Source organism: Marinobacter maroccanus, from assembly GCF_002933275.1.
GTDB lineage: Bacteria > Pseudomonadota > Gammaproteobacteria > Pseudomonadales > Oleiphilaceae > Marinobacter > Marinobacter maroccanus.
This window is the reverse complement of sequence record NZ_PSSX01000002.1, coordinates 414,832-434,366: the sequence shown is the minus strand read 5'-3', so window position 1 is coordinate 434,366 and position 19,535 is coordinate 414,832. Positions and strand designations below refer to the sequence as shown.

Annotated in this window: 18 protein-coding genes; 13 read left to right on the top strand and 5 right to left on the bottom strand. The window is 59.1% G+C overall.

Annotated elements, in window-relative coordinates:
- Positions 1-4: 4 nt before the first annotated feature.
- Positions 5-1,921 carry a putative nucleotidyltransferase substrate binding domain-containing protein gene (locus tag KEHDKFFH_RS04600; protein WP_104320811.1) on the bottom strand — a complete coding sequence of 639 codons (1,917 nt, stop codon included), beginning with the start codon at positions 1,919-1,921 and terminating at the stop codon, positions 5-7.
- 170 nt (positions 1,922-2,091) lie between these two features.
- Between KEHDKFFH_RS04600 and smrA the strand changes: the two genes are divergently transcribed.
- The 9 genes from smrA (at position 2,092) to KEHDKFFH_RS04555 (ending at position 9,704) form a co-directional block, all read left to right on the top strand.
- Positions 2,092-2,673, top strand: coding sequence for a DNA endonuclease SmrA (gene smrA, locus KEHDKFFH_RS04595; protein ID WP_104320810.1), 582 nt, complete (start codon positions 2,092-2,094; stop codon positions 2,671-2,673).
- A 63-nt stretch (positions 2,674-2,736) separates the two neighbouring features.
- Positions 2,737-2,928, top strand: coding sequence for a membrane lipoprotein lipid attachment site-containing protein (locus tag KEHDKFFH_RS04590; RefSeq protein ID WP_104320809.1), 192 nt, complete (start codon positions 2,737-2,739; stop codon positions 2,926-2,928).
- A 79-nt stretch (positions 2,929-3,007) separates the two neighbouring features.
- Positions 3,008-3,496, top strand: coding sequence for a (2Fe-2S)-binding protein (locus KEHDKFFH_RS04585; protein ID WP_104320808.1), 489 nt, complete (start codon positions 3,008-3,010; stop codon positions 3,494-3,496).
- A gap of 1 nt (position 3,497) precedes the next feature.
- The gene (locus KEHDKFFH_RS04580; RefSeq protein ID WP_104320807.1) at positions 3,498-5,702 is read left to right on the top strand and encodes a xanthine dehydrogenase family protein molybdopterin-binding subunit; all 2,205 of its coding nucleotides are present in this window, start codon (positions 3,498-3,500) and stop codon (positions 5,700-5,702) included.
- Positions 5,695-6,690 carry an XdhC family protein gene (locus KEHDKFFH_RS04575; protein ID WP_241956426.1) on the top strand — a complete coding sequence of 332 codons (996 nt, stop codon included), beginning with the start codon at positions 5,695-5,697 and terminating at the stop codon, positions 6,688-6,690. Before KEHDKFFH_RS04580 ends, KEHDKFFH_RS04575 begins: the two co-directional genes overlap by 8 nt.
- Before the next feature lie 49 nt (positions 6,691-6,739).
- Positions 6,740-7,366, top strand: a complete 627-nt coding sequence (locus KEHDKFFH_RS04570) for a methylthioribulose 1-phosphate dehydratase (protein ID WP_104320805.1) — start codon at positions 6,740-6,742, stop codon at positions 7,364-7,366.
- Complete coding sequence (locus KEHDKFFH_RS04565; protein WP_104320804.1) at positions 7,363-7,923, top strand: 1,2-dihydroxy-3-keto-5-methylthiopentene dioxygenase; 561 nt, start codon at positions 7,363-7,365, stop codon at positions 7,921-7,923. Before KEHDKFFH_RS04570 ends, KEHDKFFH_RS04565 begins: the two co-directional genes overlap by 4 nt.
- A complete protein-coding gene (gene mtnC, locus KEHDKFFH_RS04560; RefSeq protein WP_104320803.1) occupies positions 7,920-8,612 on the top strand; it encodes an acireductone synthase in 693 nt (230 codons plus the stop codon). Before KEHDKFFH_RS04565 ends, mtnC begins: the two co-directional genes overlap by 4 nt.
- Positions 8,613-8,648: 36 nt before the next feature.
- Positions 8,649-9,704, top strand: a complete 1,056-nt coding sequence (locus KEHDKFFH_RS04555) for a DUF3080 domain-containing protein (RefSeq protein ID WP_104320802.1) — start codon at positions 8,649-8,651, stop codon at positions 9,702-9,704.
- Between the two features lie 6 nt (positions 9,705-9,710).
- On the opposite strand, the gene tfpB is transcribed toward KEHDKFFH_RS04555, so the two are convergent.
- Genes tfpB through arsC form a run of 4 tightly spaced genes read right to left on the bottom strand, consistent with a single transcriptional unit; the run spans position 9,711 to position 12,980 of the window.
- The gene (gene tfpB / locus KEHDKFFH_RS04550; protein ID WP_104320801.1) at positions 9,711-11,528 is read right to left on the bottom strand and encodes a type IV pilus assembly ATPase TfpB; all 1,818 of its coding nucleotides are present in this window, start codon (positions 11,526-11,528) and stop codon (positions 9,711-9,713) included.
- A 20-nt stretch (positions 11,529-11,548) separates the two neighbouring features.
- On the bottom strand, positions 11,549-11,920 hold the full coding sequence (locus KEHDKFFH_RS04545; protein WP_104320800.1) for a DUF2069 domain-containing protein: 372 nt from the start codon (positions 11,918-11,920) through the stop codon (positions 11,549-11,551).
- 57 nt (positions 11,921-11,977) lie between these two features.
- On the bottom strand, positions 11,978-12,583 hold the full coding sequence (gene wrbA, locus KEHDKFFH_RS04540; protein WP_104320799.1) for an NAD(P)H:quinone oxidoreductase: 606 nt from the start codon (positions 12,581-12,583) through the stop codon (positions 11,978-11,980).
- A 43-nt stretch (positions 12,584-12,626) separates the two neighbouring features.
- Positions 12,627-12,980: an arsenate reductase (glutaredoxin) gene (arsC, locus tag KEHDKFFH_RS04535; RefSeq protein WP_104320798.1), complete on the bottom strand. Its 354-nt coding sequence runs from the start codon at positions 12,978-12,980 to the stop codon at positions 12,627-12,629.
- A 68-nt stretch (positions 12,981-13,048) separates the two neighbouring features.
- Here arsC and KEHDKFFH_RS04530 point away from each other — a divergent pair, with 68 nt between their 5' ends.
- From KEHDKFFH_RS04530 to tilS, 4 genes are all read left to right on the top strand, one after another.
- Entirely contained in the window at positions 13,049-13,516 is a 468-nt protein-coding gene (locus KEHDKFFH_RS04530) for a TlpA family protein disulfide reductase (RefSeq protein ID WP_104320797.1), read from the top strand.
- A gap of 45 nt (positions 13,517-13,561) precedes the next feature.
- Entirely contained in the window at positions 13,562-17,044 is a 3,483-nt protein-coding gene (gene dnaE, locus KEHDKFFH_RS04525) for a DNA polymerase III subunit alpha (RefSeq protein WP_104320796.1), read from the top strand.
- 140 nt (positions 17,045-17,184) lie between these two features.
- On the top strand, positions 17,185-18,138 hold the full coding sequence (accA, locus tag KEHDKFFH_RS04520; RefSeq protein WP_008172897.1) for an acetyl-CoA carboxylase carboxyl transferase subunit alpha: 954 nt from the start codon (positions 17,185-17,187) through the stop codon (positions 18,136-18,138).
- Complete coding sequence (gene tilS / locus KEHDKFFH_RS04515; RefSeq protein ID WP_104320795.1) at positions 18,122-19,477, top strand: tRNA lysidine(34) synthetase TilS; 1,356 nt, start codon at positions 18,122-18,124, stop codon at positions 19,475-19,477. Before accA ends, tilS begins: the two co-directional genes overlap by 17 nt.
- The last annotated feature ends 58 nt before the right edge of the window (positions 19,478-19,535 follow it).

Below are 19,535 nucleotides of genomic sequence, written 5' to 3'. Positions count from 1 at the left end.
AAGATCAGAGTTGGTAGGTAACTTCGAGCTTTTGTTGCAACCGCTGCGCCTGCCTGAAGGATTCCCGCAGGATTCGCCGGTCGAGCGGGTTCAGGTCGTCGGGATCAATGTAGTTTGTCAGTTCCTCGCCCCGTGCGAGCATTTCCTGATGGGCCCGCATCCGGATCGCCTGGATCAGGCTGTAACCTTCCTTCCATGCATTGGCATCTTTAGGGTCGAAGACGCCTTTTTTGGCCAGCTCGTCCATGCGCTCCAGGGTGTTTGCCGTCTCAACACCGTTCGCCAGGGCAAAGACCCGCACAGCCTCCACAAAAGGCGCCAGGCCCTGGCGCTTGAGGTCCAGTGAGTGCTTGTTGCCCTCAGATATATAGCGGAAGTTGCGGAACATGGTCAGCGGCGGCTTCCGCTGGAAGGCGTTGCCGGCAAGCATTTTCTGGAACAAGGCGTTTTTTCGGATTCGCGTCAGAACCTTATCCAGGAGTGCATCCAGGGGCTCCGTAGGCCCATAGATGGCTCTCATATCCAGGAAGATTGAGGAATACACCAGATTCTGGGGCGTTGACGCGTCAATGAACCGGATAAACCAGTCGTCCCATTCCTTGTCGCTCAGGCAGAGCTTCGGGTTGCTGGCCATGATGTTGCCTTTGCACAGGGTAAAGCCGCATTCAGCCAGTTCGTCGTTAACCTTCCGGGCAAAGGGCAGCAGTTTCTCGCGGACCTGTTCTTCGGTCATGCCTTCGGGAGTCTGGAACAGGATGCCATTGTCCTGGTCGGTCAACAGGGTTTGCTCCTGGCGGCCCTCACTGCCGAAGGTCAGCCAGGTAAAGGGAATGCCGGGATCGTTCTTCTTGATGTTGAGTTCCAGAACCCGCCGAACGGTTACGTCGTTGAGTGTGGTGATGATCTTGACCACCTGCCCGGAGTCAGCGCCATGGGCCAGCATCGCATCCACCAGGCGGGAAACATCCGTTCGCAGACTCACCAGGGTGCGCAGATGAGTAGCGGTGCCAATGGTACGGGCGAGGTTAACCAGATCCACCCGCTGCAGGGAGAACAGGTCACGTTCCGAAACCACGCCAATGAGCTTATGGTCATCGTCGATAACGCACAGATGGGCAAAATGGTGCTCTGCCATAAGCATGGCGGCTTCGAACGCATCGGCATGGGATGGCAGGCAGCAGGGATTCTTGGTCATGACCTGCTGTATTGGCGTGTCCAGCGGGCCGGTGCCCTCAGCGATCATGGTTCTGAGGTCCCGCAGTGTGAAAATGCCGGTCGGGATACGGTTTTCATCGGTAATGATGATGCTGCCGACATTGTTTTCGTGCATGCGGGCCACGGCTTTTCGCACAGGAAGATCGGGCGAGCACACGATAGGATTGCGCAGGGCATAACGTTCCAGCGGGGTGTCCAGAGAGGTGCTGGATCCCATTGAGGCCATGGCGCTTGACTGGATGCGCCGGTTCACCTGATCCAGCAGGCTGCTGACACCGCGCAGGCAGAAATCCCGAAAAGGCTCACTTTCAGAAAACAGGTTAACAAATGCCGTTTGCCCGATACTGAGGCAGAAGGTATCGCCTGATGCCCGGTGCAGCGTTCTGGTTGGCCGTTCTCCGATCATGGCGGCGAGAGGAAAGCACTCACCCTGGCTGATCTCGAAGGTGGTTTCGGTGCGGTCCTCCTTGTCGTTGTGGCGCTCGCCACGAATCCGCCCCTGTTTGACCACGTAGAATCGTTTAACAACGTCATGGTCTGGAGACAGGACGACATCGCCATCGGCGTAGAACTGAATAGAGGCATTCTCGGCGAAATGCGCCAGGTGCGAGTCATCCATGCTGGAGAAGGGTGCATGTTCCCGCAGGAATGTCATGATTGCTCGGATGTTCTGGGGGCGGTCATTTTCCTGGTTCGCTGAGGCCATGTCCGTAGTCACTCGCTGGTTATTATTGTCCGTCTGAAGTGTAGTGTAGCCAAAGCGTCCGTCGCCCTACGATTTTGGTCGCATCAGGCCTGACATAGATCAGTTTTCTTTAAGGCCGGTAACCCGGGTGGTAAAGTCGGTATCCGAAACAGGTCATTAACTGTAATGCCATGACGACTAAAGATGAGCGCCTCAGCTTCCTTGAGGAAATGAAAGACGTCCGGCGTATCCGCAAGCCCAACCGGGCCGAGGTGACAACGCCCCGCGAACTGACGCCAGGCCACCTGGAGCGCCAGAGGGCGGCCGTGGAAAAGCCGTTGCGGGATACCAACCCACTGACTTCCGACATGGTGGAGCCGCTCACAGCCCACGATGTATTGAGCTGGCAACGCCCGGGCATTCAGCACGGCGTGTTTCGCAAGCTTAGGCTTGGCCAGTATCCTATCGAGGCCCGCCTCGACCTGCACCGGATGACCGTTGAGCAGTCCCGACGTGAAGTGTTCAGGTTCATTGGCGATTGTGTGCGCTATGGCCTGCGTTCGGTCATCATTCTTCATGGCAAGGGCGAGCGCAATCCCGACGGTATTGCCCAGCTCAAAAGCTACCTCGCCAAATGGCTTCCCGAGCTGGATGATGTCCTGGCATTTCATTCGGCCCAGAAACACCATGGTGGCACCGGTGCGGTTTATGTCATGGTGCGAAAAAGTGACCGGGACAAGCAACATAATCGTGAACTCCACGGAAGCCGTTAGTGGCTCCGATCCCAGACATCCTTTAACAAAAGCCGCCACGGCGGCTGAACGGAGGTTATCGTCGTGAAAAAAGCTGTATTGGTTGTATTCGCCGTACTGGCATTGGCGGGTTGTAAGGATCGAGTGATCTGGAACGATAACGGCAAGGTTGAAGAGGCCACAACGGATCGGGAGGTCTGGAACTCCCAAGGCAAGATGGAATCCGGCGAGCGCAAGATCTGGGTTAACAAGGATGGCGAAGACGTCGTCAAATAAAAGCTGAGCCTCTGCCGCAGGCGCGGGCACAACAATAGAATCCGGCAACAAGGCCGGCGATGTAAAGGAGAGAGTACGGATGGCCGTGAGCCTGACAGTTAACGGCGACGAGCGGTCGCTGGACATCGAAGGAGATACGCCGCTTCTTTGGGTGTTGCGCGATGAGCTGGGGCTCAAGGGCACCAAATTCGGTTGTGGTGCGGGCCTGTGTGGCGCCTGCACGGTGCACCTGAACGGTCAGCCTGTACGCTCCTGTTCTACTCCGGTTGAAATGGCTGCCGGCGGCCAGGTGGTCACGATCGAAGGATTGAAGGACGGTGATCGGCTTCATGCCTTGCAGGAAGCCTGGATTGAGCACGGCGTTCCGCAGTGCGGCTACTGTCAGTCTGGCCAGATCATGAGTGCCGCCCACTTGCTGGCAAATAATCCGGCTCCGTCTAGGGAAGAGATTGTTGCCGCCATGACAGGCAACCTGTGCCGGTGCGGAACCTACTCCCGGATCATTGCCGCTGTGGAATCGGTGGCCGGCACTGAGTCCTCAGGCAGCACATCGGGACGAGAGGCGTAACATGGCCATGAACCGACGGAATTTCCTCAAGGTCAGTGCCGGCGCCTCTGGCAGTCTGATGGTTTCAATGACGCTGCCGGGCTGTGCCGGAATCCAGACCGGCTACGAGCCGGATACCGGTGAATGGCGGCCCGATGCCTGGCTCGAACTGACCACCGATGACGAGGTCTTCTTCACCCTGGCCCGGGTCGAAATGGGGCAGGGCACCTATACCGGATTGACGACGCTCATCGCGGAGGAGCTGGAAATCCAGCCGGAGCGGATTACACCCCGCTTCGCGCCGGTGGCGCCCGAGTATCGAAATCCTCTTTACAAACTTCAGCTCACCGGCGGCAGTACCAGTGTTGCAACCAGCTGGGAGCCTCTGCGAATGGCCGGCGCGGAAGCCCGCCAGATGCTGGTTATGGCCGCCGCCCGAGTCTGGAACGTCAAAGCGGCCGAGTGCCAGGCCAGTGAAGGGCGGGTGGTGCACCCGAACGGTATCGATTCCATGGCCTATGGCAAGTTGGTGGAGCTGGCTGCCAAAGAGGTGGTGCGGGGTGATATTGCCCTCAAGCCACGGAGTGAATGGAAGTATATCGGTAAGCAACGGGGCAAACTGGATGCCCGGGCCAAGTCAACGGGCACCGCGGTTTACGGAATTGATGTGGATCTGCCGGACATGGTGTACGGGGTGGTTTCACGGTCCCCCCGTCGCGGAGGCCGGGTCCGGGACTTCAACGCTGATCAGGTCCGGGCAATGACGGGTGTGCTTGAGGTATTCGAGATCGAGCGCGGCGTTGCCGTGGTCGCAGACAAGTACTGGCGTGCCCGAAAGGCCCAGGACGCCCTCCAGATAGACTGGGATTTCTCGGATGCCGTGTCTTTGTCCACGGACGATGTGTTTGATTCCTATCGCTCCGCAGCTGATGACGATCCCGGAGAATCCGAGCGCAGTGAAGGCAGTTTTGCCAGCGCCATGGAGGCGGGGGACAGGGTAGTGGAAGCGGAGTACGCCCAGCCCTACCTTGCCCATGCGACGTTGGAACCCATGAATGCCACGGCCTGGTACCGTGGAGACCGGATGGAAGTCTGGGCCCCCACCCAGGCACCGGATCTTGGTCGGATCGCGGCGGCCAGGGCGACCGATCTCGGGCCTGACGATATCACCATCAATACCACCTTCCTCGGTGGCGGTTTTGGTCGTCGTCTGACCCAGGATTACATTGAAGAAGCGGCAGCGCTGGCCTATCGCATCAGGCGGCCGGTAAAGGTCATCTGGTCCCGGGAAGAAGACACCCGCCACGACCTCTATCGTCCGGCAATGCTGCACCGTATGAAAGCCAGTCTTTCTGGTGGTGAACTGACGGGCTGGCATCACCAGATTGTTGGCCCGCAGATTCTTGACTGGTATGTCCGGAATGCGGCGCCGGCCCAGTATCCCTGGGCACCGAAATTCATGTACGACACCCTGGCCACGGTCGGGCTGATGGCCGAAGGCCTCGCCACACCCAAAGATATCTCTGCGATCGAGGGCGCCATCGAGTATCCCTACCAGGTGGCCAACATTGATATCCGCCATACCCGTACCGATCCCGGTATTCCCATTACCTGGTGGCGTTCCGTGGGCTATTCCCACAACGGGTTTGCGGTTGAAACCTTCATGGACGAACTGGCCCATGAAGCAGGCGAGGATCCTTTCCAGTTCCGTCGTCGGCTGATTTCTCATGAGCCAAGGCACCTTGAAGTGCTTGAACGGGTTGCCAGGCTTGCCGACTGGCAGTCGCCTGTGCCAGAGGGCCGGGCCCGGGGACTCGCCTTGTTCCGGAGTTTCGGCACCTACGTGGCGCAGGTGGTGGAAGCCGGAATCGAGAATGGTGCCGTCCGGGTTTACAGGGTCACCTGTTCGGTGGATTGTGGTCAGGTGGTGAATCCGCGGATCGTGGAGGACCAGATCGAGGGCGGCATTCTGTTCGGGCTGACCGCAGCACTCTACGGCGAGATTACCCTGCAGGACGGCGAGGTCCAGCAGAGCAACTTCCACGACTATCCGTTGATGAGGCAGTACGAACGACCTGAGGTGGTGGTGGATATTGTTGATAGCAGCGAGGCGCCGACGGGTGTCGGTGAGCCGGGGGTGCCTCCAGTCATCCCGGCCCTGGGTAATGCCCTGTTCGCACTGAACGGCAAGCGTCAGCGCAGCCTGCCACTGAAAGCCAATGCCTGAGTCTCACGTCGCCCATTCGGTTGCTACCGGCCGCCAGACAGTCATAGACAGGATGTCTGGCTGGCTGCAGGCTGGGCAGCGGGCCTGGCTGTGCACCATCGTTGAAACCTGGGGTTCCTCGCCACGCCCGGTCGGCTCCTGGCTGGCGATTGCCGAATCCGGTCACTGGAGCGGTTCGGTATCCGGTGGTTGCCTGGAGGAAGACCTTCTGCGTCGCACAGCGGAAGACGGGCCGGATCATCCTGTATTCGTTGATTACGGAATCACCGATGATGACCGGGACCACTTCCAACTGCCGTGCGGGGGGCGGATCCGGCTTCTTGTTGAACCCCTTGAGGGCCAGTCAGGCCTTGATCACGTCCAGGCGATGGCGGTTGCCTTACGGGATCGCGAGCCAGTGGTACGTCGCGTACCCATGAAAGGTGTTGCGGCCCTTGAGCATGCCGTGGCCATGACCGGCAAATCGGTTCGCTTCGATGGCGAGCAGCTTATCCACGCCCTGCAGCCTGAATGCCGGCTGTTGCTGATTGGCGCTGGTGAGGTGGCCCGTTACGTTTTCGAGTTTGCGACGGCGGCAGAATTTGCCGTAACTCTCTGCGAGCCCAGGGAGACATTTGCCGCCGGCTGGAGTTTTGATCAGATTCCGCTGGACCGGCGCCTGCCCGATGATCTGATATCGGCCCGGTTTGGCGATGCCTGGTCCGGCATTCTGGCCCTGGCCCACGATCCTCGCATCGACGATATGGGGCTGCTGGCGGCCCTTCATTCTGATGCCTTTTACATTGGCGCCATGGGGTCCCGCAAAACCTCGGAAGCCCGGCGGGAAAGACTCGCCTCTCTGGGGCTCGATAAGGCAGCACTGGAACGACTGCGCGCGCCCATTGGTGTCGATATTCCGAGCAAGACGCCGGCAGAAATTGCCATCTCCATTGTCGCTGATCTGATTGCTGCAAGGCACCATTTGCGGGGCGCTGCTTCGTCCCTATAATGGCGGCCATGGGAGTGTTGTAAACACTCCGAAACCCGGGAGAGAGCTCGTGTTTGATGTTACCCGATACGCAGTCGCCGCGGAGGCGATTGTTGAGGCCGGCCGCTTCCTTTACCAACAGGGCTGGTCACCGGCAACCAGCAGCAACTATTCGGCCCGTGTAGACGCAGAGCACATTGCCATAACGGTTTCCGGCCGCCACAAGGGCCAGTTGGGCGCCGGCGATGTTATGGTTGTGGATCTGGCTGGTCGCCCGGTTCAGAGTGACTGTCGCTCCTCCGCGGAGACCCGGTTGCATACGGTGTTGTACGAGGTGTTTCCGGAGGTTGGCGCGGTGCTTCACACTCACTCGGTGAAGGCAACGGTTCTCAGTCGCCTGTTGGAACCCGGCCAGCCACTGTCGCTGGAGGGCTACGAATTGCAAAAGGCATTTACCGGTGTCGACACCCACGAATCGGTCCTGACCGTTCCGGTGTTCGACAACACCCAGGATATCGACGCGCTGGCGGAGCAGACCCGGGCGTGGTTCCAGGAACACCCCGAGCAGCCCGGTTATCTGATTCGTGGCCATGGCCTGTACACCTGGGGCAAAACCATGGCCGATTGCCTGCGCCATGTCGAGGCTTTTGAATTCCTGTTTGAATGTGAGCTTGAAACCATGAGGGTCCGACCATGACTACCCTGAGTATTTTTAACCAGAGCCAGCCCGAAAGGGCGAGCAAGGTTACCGAGAACCCCGCGGAGATTCGTGACCTCCTGGCTCGCCAGGGTGTGCGCTTTGAGCAGTGGCCAACCAAGGATCTGCCTTCGGACGCATTCCAGGAGGACATCCTCGACGCTTACAGCGAGGAAGTTTCGAAACTGAAAGAAGAATGCGGCTTTCAGACTGCCGACGTGATTAGCCTGAATCCGGACAATCCGCAGAGAGAGGCGTTCCGCCAGAAATTCCTCGATGAGCACACCCACAGTGAGGATGAGGTCCGTTTCTTTGTTCGTGGCCAGGGCCTGTTTTACCTGCACTTTGGCAACGAGGTGTTTGCGGTGCTGTGCCAGAAAAACGATCTGATCAGCGTGCCAGATGGCACGCGGCACTGGTTCGATATGGGGCCTGAACCCGCGTTTACCTGTATTCGCCTGTTCACCAACCCTGAAGGCTGGGTCGCCGATTTTACCGGTGAAGACATCGCCAGCAGGTTGCCCCGTTACGAGGCACTGGCAGGAGCGGCGGAATGATCCGGGTTGTGCTGACGGACATCGAAGGGACCACCAGCTCGATCTCGTTTGTGCACGATGTCCTCTTCCCCTACGCGAGCGAACACCTGCCGGGATTTGTCCGCGATCAGCATCAGGACACGCCTGCGGTGTCCGAGCAGCTGGATGCAGTGGCAGAGGCGTCAGGTATTGCTCGTGAGGATATTGATGGCCTGATCGAAGTTCTAAAGACCTGGATCAAAGAGGATCGCAAGGAAACGTCCCTGAAGGCGCTGCAGGGCATGGTCTGGGAGCAGGGATACCAGCGGGGAGAGTTGAAGGGCCATATCTACGCCGATGCTGCCGATTACCTGCAGCGCTGGCATGATCGGGGTTTGCGTCTGTTCGTATACTCATCAGGGTCGGTCAAGGCCCAGAAGCTGATTTTCGGTTTCACCACGGAAGGCGACTTTACGCCATTCTTCTCCGGCTACTTCGATACCCGTATCGGTGGCAAGAAAGAGGCGGCCTCATACCGCAATATTCTGTCGGAGTTGGGCGTGGAGGCGGCCACGGTGTTGTTCCTGTCAGACGTGGAAGCCGAACTTGAGGCAGCCGAGGCAGCAGGTATGCAAACCGCCTGGCTTGTTCGCGAGGGGGATCTGCCGGAAACCGGACGTTTTGTTGCCCGTGATTTTGCGGAGGTTGATACCCTGCTGCAAAAGCGCTAGGCCAACGGCTTTTTAACGCCATCGCAGGAGGAATGAATGCCCGGAACCGGATTTTGCAGAATCGTTGCGCCGGTTCTCGTCGTGCTTCTTGCCGGTTGCGACCCTTTCTCTGATGCCCGCCCCATGATGGATGAATATGTGGAGCGGGTGGCCCGGGTACTGGAGACCGACCCTGAGTTTTCTGACATCTCTTCCGCAAGCCAGCTTCCCCGCCGCCGCGACCGTGTGTTGACCATGCCCGAGCTGGACATGGGGATGCTCGACTTTCTCTCGCTTTACGGCTGCGAACTGCAGTATGTGGTTGGTGAGAAAGCCTCGGTAATGGGGCGGGTTATGCAGCCCCTGAACCGCCTTCGTTATGAAATCCGGTTTATCGAAGCGGCCAGGGACTGTCTGCCAGAAATAGAGGATGAAGAATTCGCCGAAGAGCTTGCCGGTGGTATCGACAGCAAGCTTGAATCCCTGCCCATCGCCATCTGGAATGCCACCTGGGGCGTCGAAGAAATCGAGAAGCTGTTCACCCTGGCAAAGGGCTATTATCCGGTCGCGCCAGAGGGCAATCCCGTGTCCGATCTGGCCCTTGATATTGAAAGCCTGAATGCAGCAGTTGCCCGCTTGTACTCTGAAGATCTGGCGGTTTCCCTCGATTTTGCCGGCGACGTTCATCAGCGCTGGCAGGCGGAATACCGCGCCGGCCAGTTGATCAACAGCGCGCTTCTTTTGACTACACGGCTGCAGGACGGGACAAAATTGCTCAGGCAGAGAATCGACGGCCGCCCCCTGTGCCTCGATGGTAAGCCCAATAACCAGTCGGACATTGTGCAGAACATGTTCTTCAGCGTGTATATCGAAAAGATCCAGCCCTACATGAGCGCCGTGACCCAGGGACGGGTTGCGCTCATCGAGCCGTTCGAGCAGCTGGCCAAAGTTCAGGAAGAGGTCATGCCAGAGAGTTTCACCGGCTGGTACCAGCGCCATCTATCGCAGGTTGCCCAAGACAGTCTCTGGCGTGAGCTGGACATGGCCATGACGGCCCACACCAAGGCCTGGCAGGAATTACTGGGCCAGTGCGGATTGCGACCCGGGGCCTGACTCGGATCAACGCTGGCTTTCAGGCGTTACCCTCAGAATTTCCTCGACCGTTGTCTGCCCGGCGGCCACTTTCTGGGCACCACTCAGGCGCAGGGATTTCATGCCTTCCTTGTAGGCATCCAGCCTCAGCTGCTCCAGCTCGCAATGATCGGTGATTTGACGTAGCAACGGGCCTGATAGTGTCATGATTTCATAAACCCCTGCGCGGCCGAGATACCCGGTGTTCCTGCACTCCAGACAACCCACGGGCTGATAGAACTGCTTGGGAACCGGCGCTTTCCAGGGCCGGGTCAGGGTCTGCCAGGCCTGTTCGTCAGCAGGGCCGGGCGCCTTGCAATGGGGGCACAGAGTTCGGGCAAGCCGTTGTGCCATCACGCCCAGTACCGTGGCCCGAATCAGGTAAGGCGGAATGCCGAGTTCCATCATCCGGGTAATCGCGCTCGGGGCATCGTTGGTGTGCAGGGTTGAGAGCACCAGATGGCCAGTGAGAGCGGCCTGAACCGCCATTTCCGCTGTTTCCAGATCCCGGATCTCACCGATCATGATGATATCCGGATCCTGTCGCAGCAGGGCCCGCACGCCGGCCGCAAAGGTCAGGTCGATGTTGGTCTGAACTTGCATCTGGTTGAACGCCGGCTCCACCATTTCGATGGGATCTTCAATGGTGCAGACGTTGAGCTCGGGAGAGGCAATCTGTTTCAGGGTCGAATACAGGGTCGTGGTTTTGCCGGACCCGGTCGGCCCGGTCACCAGGACAATACCGTGCGGACGGGACGTGATTTCCTGCCAGCGCTGGCGGTCTTCCTTGCCGAATCCCAGTTGCTCGTAGGACTTCAAAAGAACGTCAGGATCAAAGATCCGCATGACCATCTTTTCGCCAAAGGCAGTCGGCATAGTGGCGAGACGCAGTTCCACCTCTCGGTTGTCGGGTTTGCGGGTCTTGATGCGACCGTCCTGGGGGCGGCGTTTTTCCGCGACATTCAGGCGCCCGAGGATCTTGAGGCGACTGGTCACCGCCACGCCCACATGCTCGGGGAACTCATAAACGTTGTGCAGCACGCCGTCGATCCGGAACCGCACCTGGGTGACGGTGCGGCGGGGCTCGATGTGAATATCCGAGGCGCGCTGGTCGAAGGCGTACTGCAGAAGCCAGTCGACGATCTTGACGACGTGCTGGTCATTGGCGTCCGGATGTTCGCTGGCGCCAAGATCCAGTAACTGTTCGAAATTCTGATTGCCCGCCACCCCAGGGCCCTGGCCGCCACTGGCCTTGCTGACGGAGTTGGCCAGCTGGTAGAACTCCACCGTATACCGGCGGATATCCTCGGGGTTGGCGACAACGCGACGGATGTCCTTGCGGACAGCCTGTTGAAGGTTTTGCACCCAGTCGCTCTTGAACGGCTCACTGCTGGCGACCAGTACCTCTTCCGTGCCGATCTCTACCGCCAGAATGCCGTGGCGTTGGGCGAAGGCGTAAGACATCACCCGGGCAATGGCGGGTGTGTCGATCTTCAGAGGGTCAATATGGTAGTAGGGTTGCCCGGCCCAATCGGCCAGCCAGTGGGTCAGTCGGTCCAGGTCGAGGGTGCGGCCGCTTTTCTGGCTGGTAAGCGCGGCAATGGCAACCAGTTCCAGCGGATGGCGTTTTCCCTTCTGTCCTTCGCCAGTGGCTGCGCCGAGATTGGCCGAAAGCACCCGTTCGGCGTCTTCCTGGCCGATTTCTCCGCTGGTCACAAGTGCGGTGCAAACATCTCTCAGGGTCAGGGTACTTCTGGGCGGCGCGGGTGGCCGCTGCACGGTTCCGGAGTTGCTTGCTTCAGCCATAAAAGGTCAGGTCCAGGTATTCAGGGTGTATTTCCATCCGCCACTGGCCGGTTCACTTTAAGGTGAATCATGGCAACAGTGAACAGCAGGAAGGTCAGTACCGTCAGAATGACCGGTCCGGGAGCGCCCTCACTCAGCCAGGCGGAAACGACGGCCTGGGTAAAGTAGAAGATCACCACGAACGACATCCAGATATAGCCCCGATTGTGGCCCCGAAACACCGTAACCGCAAAGGGCAGCAGCGGAATCAGCTTCACAGCCAGCATCAACGGTATTGATACGCCTTCGACGGGTGCCGGGTAGAAGGTCGTGATCAGCAGGGTGGCAAGCACGCCGATATAGAGCACGATGGTTGCCCGCACCGTGGTGCGGGCTTTCGGGTTATTCAGCATAGTGTGTTCCGGGATAAATAAGTGTTAAGCAACGTACGTCTGGTACCCGAGCCTGTATCAGTCAGCGAGTTTCAGCGAGAGTCGGGCCAGGCGCTCGCCAAAGGCCTGGCACAACGCTTTCTCGTGATTGCTCAGTGGCTGTTGTTCACCGGTACCGGCCCAATGGGTCGGGCCATAGGGTGTGCCGCCAGTTTGTGTGTCCCCCAGGCTTTTCTCGGAGTAGGGCAGGCCGCAGACGACCATGCCGTGATGCAGGAGCGGCATCATCATGGTCATCAGTGTGGTTTCCTGTCCGCCATGAAGGCTGCCGGTCGACGTGAATGCGCCGGCGGGCCTGCCTTCGAGGGTGCCGGCCAGCCAGAGATCGCCCGTGCTGTCCAGGAAATGCTTCAGAGGTGCCGCCATGTTGCCAAAGCGCGTGGGGCTGCCAATGGCCAGTCCGGCACAATGTGCGAGATCGGATTTGCTGGCATAGGGTGCCCCGGAGTCCGGCACGGCGGGCAGCGACGCTTCCGTGTCCGGGGAAACCGGCGGTACTGATCTCAGTCTCGCTTCGATGCCTCCCACTCGGGCCACGCCACGGCCGATCTGGCTGGCCAGCTCCGCCGTCTGGCCGGTGCGGCTGTAAAAAAGCACGAGAACATACGGCAATTGCTCGGACATCGTCAGCGATCCTTCTGATCTGGCTCGGGGAAGTTGTGTGGGCTCACAGAATCGAAAGAACGTTTTCCGGTGGCCGCCCCAGAGCAGCTTTGCCGTTGGCGATCACGATCGGTCGTTCAATCAGTTTCGGCGTCGCTATCATGGCCGCGATCAACTGCTCATCGCTGAGCTCGGGGTTGTTCAGGCCCTGTTCTTTATACTCTTTTTCTTTCGTGCGCATCAGTTCGCGGGGGCGCAGGTTCAGGGCGTTCAGAATATCCTTTAGCTCCTGCTCTGTCGGTGGTGTTTCCAGGTAGCGTATAATCTCCGGTTCAATTCCCCGTTCGGTAAGCAGTTCAAGGGTTTGGCGGGATTTCGAGCAGCGCGGGTTGTGGAAAATCCGGGTTGGTTCTGTCATCTTCGTGCCTGATTGTCTGAATGGAGTCCACGATTTATGTGGCCGGTAGTCTAACAGGAGGTTTTCCAGTGCAGTACCCTGATTCTGTTCGTGGTCGCTCCCGCCTTCATGCGGTGGCTGTTGTGCTGCTTGTTCTGTCGATGGCGGGTTGTGAAAAGATCGAGCTTGAGCGGGCCGAGGGGACAAAGCTGAACTGGGACAACTTGCGCGGTCAATGGGTGCTGGTTAACTACTGGGCGGAATGGTGCAAGCCATGTCTTGAAGAAATACCAGAGCTCAATGAGCTGGACAAGGCGCCCGACATCACTGTGTTGGGTGTCAATTTTGATGGCGTACGGGGCGATGCCCTGGTGGAACTCGGCGACCGAATGGGTATCGAATTCACCATGCTGGCGGACGATCCCGGGCCCGGGTTCGGTTGGAAATTGCCGGTCGCGCTGCCGGCCACGTTCCTGATCAACCCGGAAGGCGATACGGTTGAAACCCGTTTCGGTCCTCAGACTGAAGAAGAACTCCGGGCCGTGATCGGCGGCTGAGACCGCTACCCTAACTGAATTTCAAAGCAGGAATAACCTGACGTTATGTCGCAGACTTTTGTACACCTCCGAGTCCATTCCGAATACTCCATGGTGGATGGCCTGGTCAGGGTTAAACCGCTGATCAACCGCGTTGCCGAGCTGGGCATGCCGGCCGTTGGCCTCACTGAGCAATCCAACATGTGCTCGCTGGTACGTTTCTACAAAGCGGCCATGGGAGCGGGTGTAAAACCGATTATCGGCGCGGATCTGTGGCTGGAAAACCCGGACGAGCCCGAGAACCCGTTCCGGCTGACACTGCTGGCGCGGGATAACGATGGTTATCTCAATCTCACTGAAATCATTTCCCTGGGTTACACCGAGGGCCAGCGGTTCGGCAAGCCGATTATCCAGCGCAAGTGGCTGGAGGCACGGGCGAATGGTCTGATCGCGCTCTCCGGATCAAAGCTGGGTGATGTGGGCAAGGCTTTGACGGCGGGCAAGCCGGAACTGGCCCGCGAGCGCGCCCGTTACTGGATGGATTTGTACCCTGACAGCTACTACCTCGAGCTACAGCGCACCGGTCGCCCTGGAGACGAAGACTGTCTGCACCTGAGTGTGGAGCTTGCCGGTGCGTTGGGACTCCCGGTGGTGGCCACCAACGATGTCCACTTTCTTGAGGCGGAAGACTTCGAAGCCCACGAGGCCCGGGTTTGTATCGGCGAAAGCCGTACCCTGGATGATCCGCGCCGTGACCGTCGTTTCAGTGATCAGCAGTACCTGCGCAGCGCCGATGAAATGATCGAGCTGTTTAGCGACATCCCGGAAGCGATCGAGAATACGGTGGAGATTGCCCGGCGTTGCTCGGTGAAGGTCAGGATGGGCGAATACTTCCTGCCGAACTATCCGATTCCGGATGGCATGACCATGGACGACTATTTCCGGAAGGTCTCCGAGGAGGGTCTGGAAGAGCGGCTGGCCAAGACTCTGAGCAAGGACGATCCGGAATACGATGCCAAACGCGAGGCCTACTACAAACGCCTGAACTTCGAGCTGGACATCATCATCCAGATGGGGTTCCCGGGCTACTTCCTGATCGTGATGGACTTCATCAAGTGGGCCAAGAACAACGGTGTGCCCGTGGGGCCAGGCCGGGGTTCCGGTGCCGGCTCGCTGGTGGCCTATGCCCAGTTGATTACCGACCTGGATCCCCTGGAATACGACTTGCTGTTCGAGCGCTTCCTGAACCCGGAACGGGTCTCCATGCCCGACTTCGACGTTGACTTCTGCATGGAAGGCCGGGACAGGGTAATCGAGTACACCGCCCAGAAGTACGGGCGAGAGGCGGTGTCGCAGATCATTACCTTTGGCACCATGGCGGCGAAGGCGGTTGTGCGTGACGTCGCCCGGGTCCAGGGCAAATCCTACGGTCTGGCTGACAAACTCTCCAAGATGATCCCCTTCGAGCCGGGCATGACCCTGGAAAAGGCTCTGGAGCAGGAGCCCCAGCTGGTCGAGTTTCTCGAGAACGACGAGGAAGCCCAGGAAATCTGGGAAATGGCCCTGAAACTTGAGGGCGTGTGCCGGAACGCCGGTAAACACGCGGGTGGTGTGGTGATCGCGCCCACCAAGATCACCGATTTCTCGCCCCTGTACTGCGACGACGAGGGTGGCAGCCTGGTGACCCAGTTCGACAAGGGCGATGTGGAAGACGCCGGACTGGTGAAGTTCGACTTCCTGGGCTTGCGGACGCTCACGATCATCAAGTGGGCGCTGAACATGATCAATCCGCGCCGGGAAAAGAAGGGCATGCAGCCGCTCGACATCAACGAGATCCCGCTGGATGACGCGCCCTCGTTCGACATGCTCAAGAAAGCCGAAACCACGGCGGTGTTCCAGCTGGAATCCCGGGGCATGAAGGACTTGATTCGCCGCCTCCAGCCGGACTCTCTGGAAGACATGATCGCCCTGGTGGCCCTGTTCCGGCCGGGGCCTCTGCAGTCGGGCATGGTGGATGACTTTATCGACCGTAAGCACGGTCGCCAACCCATGTCCTTCCCGCACCCGGATTATCAATATGAAGGCCTGAAGCCGGTTCTGGAACCCACCTACGGGGTCATCCTTTACCAGGAGCAGGTCATGCAGATTGCCCAGGTGATGGCAGGCTATAGCCTCGGTAACGCTGACATGCTGCGTCGGGCGATGGGCAAGAAAAAACCCGAGGAGATGGCCAAGCAGAAACAGTTCTTTCTGGATGGTTGCGAGAAAAATGGCATCAACACAACCCTCGCAGAAAACATCTTCGACCTGGTGGAAAAGTTTGCCGGCTACGGCTTCAACAAATCCCACTCGGCCGCCTATGCGCTGGTGTCCTACCAGACCCTCTGGCTGAAAGCCCATTACCCGGCGGAATTCATGGCCGCGGTACTGACCGCCGATATGCAGAACACCGACAAGGTGGTCACGCTGGTGGAAGAGTGCCGGAACATGAAGCTGGATCTTCTGGTGCCCGACGTCAGCCGCTCGGAATACACTTTTACCGTCAACGACGAGGGCCAGATTGTTTATGGCCTCGGTGCGATTAAAGGCCTGGGCGAGGGCCCGATCCAGAGCATCGTCGAAGGGCGTGGTGATGGCGAGCCCTATCAGGATATTTTCGATTTTTGCCGGCGCATTGACCTGAAAAAGGTCAACAAACGCGCAATGGAAGCGCTGATCCGGTGCGGCGCCATGGACAAGCTTGGTGCCAGCCGGGCTCAGCTGATGGCCAGCATCGATAAGGCCGTGCAGCAGGCCGGCCAGCAATCCCGGAACGAATCCGTTGGCATGATGGATATGTTCGGTGAAATGCTCGAGGCGGGCGACGGTGGCGATCCCTACGAGGACGTGGCCGGTATGCGCGAGTGGCCTGAAAAACAGCGGCTGAAAGGCGAGAAAGATACCCTGGGGCTTTACCTCACCGGCCACCCGTTTGATGAGTACGAAAAAGAAGTTCGGCGGTTTGTCCGGTCTTCCATTGCCGATCTGAAGCCGAACAAGTCTCCCCAGCGGGTCGCCGGGTTGGTGGTTGCCCAGCGCACCATGAAAACCCGCACCGGCTCCACCATGTGTTTCATTACGCTGGACGACAGGAGTGCCCGGATCGAGGCCACCCTGTTCTCGGAAGCTTTCTTCGAAAATCGGGAACTGTTGCAGTCAGACCAGGTGATCGTGGTGGAGGGGCAGGTCAGCCACGACGACTATTCCGGCCAGATGAAGATGCGGGTGAGCACGGTTATGGATGTGGCGAGCGCTCGCCAGCAGTTCAGCCGCGGACTAAAGCTGAACCTGCATGCCGATCAGCTACAGAACGGCCTGCTGGAGAAACTGGAAACCACCCTGAGACCTTTCCGGTGTGAGGGTAGTCCGGTCTGGATAGAGTACAGCAGCCCCGAGGCGTCTACCCGGATCGAGTTGGGCGAGTCCTGGCGGGTGCAGCCGGATGACAACCTGCTACTGGAGCTCCGTTACCTGGTAGGCGACCAGTCGGTAGAACTGGTCTATGATTGAGAAAGCTGAAAATTAAAAGTTTGTCAGATAGCGGACTCATACCAATGTCCGCTTTAGCCACTGACCGGGCGCTGCTATCTTTGTGTCAAATTCTGGTTTGGCGGAGCATTTTCCCGCCTGGCAAAAAATGATGGAACATCATGAACCCTAACTATCTGGATTTCGAACAGCCAATCGCCGACCTGGAAGCCAAGATTGAAGAGCTTCGGATGGTTGGCAACGACACCGACATCAATATCACCGACGAGATCACCCGGCTGAAGAAGAAGAGCGTCAGCCTGACCGAGAGCATTTTCTCCGATCTCAAGCCCTGGGACGTTGCCCGACTGGCTCGCCATCCCCGCCGGCCTTATACCCTGGACTACATCGAATCCATGTTTGAGGATTTTGATGAGCTGCACGGTGACCGTCGTTATGCAGACGACCTGGCCATCGTCGGCGGCACTGCCCGGCTGGATGACAAGCCGGTGATGGTGATTGGTCATCAGAAGGGCCGGGAAGTGCGGGACAAGGTCAAGCGTAACTTTGGTATGCCTCGCCCAGAAGGGTATCGCAAGGCCCTGCGTCTGATGGAAATGGCCGAGCGGTTCAAGATGCCCATCCTTACCTTTATCGATACGCCGGGCGCTTATCCGGGCATTGGTGCGGAAGAGCGGGGCCAGAGTGAGGCCATTGCCTTCAATCTGGCTGTTATGTCCCGCCTGAAGACACCCATTATTTCCACGGTAATCGGCGAGGGCGGTTCCGGTGGCGCGTTGGCCATCGGTGTCTGTGACCAGTTAAACATGCTGCAGTATTCCACCTACGCGGTTATTTCTCCGGAAGGTTGCGCCTCAATCCTGTGGAAGAGCGCGGAATACGCCGCCCAGGCCGCAGAGGCCATGGGTGTTACCGCCGATCGACTGAAAGATCTCGGCCTGGCCGATAACGTGGTGACCGAGCCCTTAGGCGGCGCTCACCGCAATCCCGAAAAAATGTCGGAATCCCTGAAGGAGGTTCTGGCAAAAGGCGTCGCTGAACTTAGCCGCCTGCCACTGGATGAGCTGGTATCCCGCCGCTACGAGCGGCTGACCCGCTATGACACCGGGCGCTGAGCCCGGCTCCGGATTCCGCTGGCCGGAGGCCCTTTGCGCCCCGGTCAGAGAACTCCCAGATCACGCCCGCCTGTGGGTTGCCCTGAGCGGCGGCCTCGATTCGACACTGCTATTACACCTTGCAGTTCATTGTCATGGCCGCACCGGAACCGTGCGGGCAGTGCACATCAATCATCAGCTTCAGCCCAATGCGCCGGATACCGAGTCGTTTTGCCGCGACCTGTGTGATCGTCTGGGTGTGCCGCTGGTGGTCGAACGGGTAAACGTTGCTGCAGCGGGTAATGCGGCTGGCGGTGGTGGTATCGAAGAGGCGGCCCGCAAGGCGCGGTATTCCGCCTTCGAGGCGCTGATACAGCGCGGAGACCTGCTCTTGATGGCGCACCATGGCGACGACCAGGCGGAAACGGTTCTGTTCCGGATGCTCAGAGGCAGTGGCGTGGCAGGACTGGCCGGCATGCCTGCCAGTCGCCCACTGGGCCCGGCGATCCTTGCCCGGCCCCTCCTGGGTTTTGAGCGGGCCGAGCTTGAGCACTGGGCGCGATCCGCCGGCCTGACATGGATTGACGATCCCAGCAATACCGACCAGCGATTCGACCGGAACTTTCTGCGCCACACCGTGCTACCGCCTCTGCGGGAGCGCTGGCCGGGCCTGAATCGCCGGCTCCGGCACACGGCGGAGTCCTGCGCCGAAAGCGAGGCGCTTAACCGTAAGCTGGCGGCTATGCAGTGGCAGGCTGTCGGCGGCGACCGGGACCGTCTGCCCGTTGATGGCCTGAAAAAGCTGCCTCTGGCGGAGCAGAAAAATCTGATTCGCTGGTGGGTTCGGGAGCGCGGGTTTCATGCGCCAACGATTGCTGACTGGCAGCAGGTCATTCACGACCTGCTGTTTGCAGGGGAAGATCGGGAGCCGGAGTTCCGATCCGACGGCTTCAGTCTGCGCCGTTTTCAGGGCGATCTTTACCTGGTTCGCGATCAACCGCCTCTGCAGGACGTTCCCCTTGCTCTGGAGCCCGGTCCCGGGTTGAACTTTGGCGAATGGTTCCTCAGGCTGGAACCTGCCATTACCCCGGAAAGGCCGTTGCCGCCAATACGGATATTTACGAGGCAGGGTGGTGAGCGGGTCCGTTTCCGTCCCGATGGTCCGTCCCGTTCGCTCAAGAAGTGGCTGCAGGAAGTTGCCGTTCCACCCTGGGAAAGGGCCCGTCTGCCGCTGGTTTTCGCCGGTTCCGGGGAGGCGGCGGAGCTCATTGCTGTTGGCGATTTATGGTGTTCTGAACAATACTCGGGAGGCGCCCATGCCGCCGGTTGGCGGCTGGTTGTAGAGCGGGAATGTGATTGAGTCAATGGGGCCTTTCTGGTAGTCTGGCGTCCCATCTTGAGATGACAATCTCCCTCCT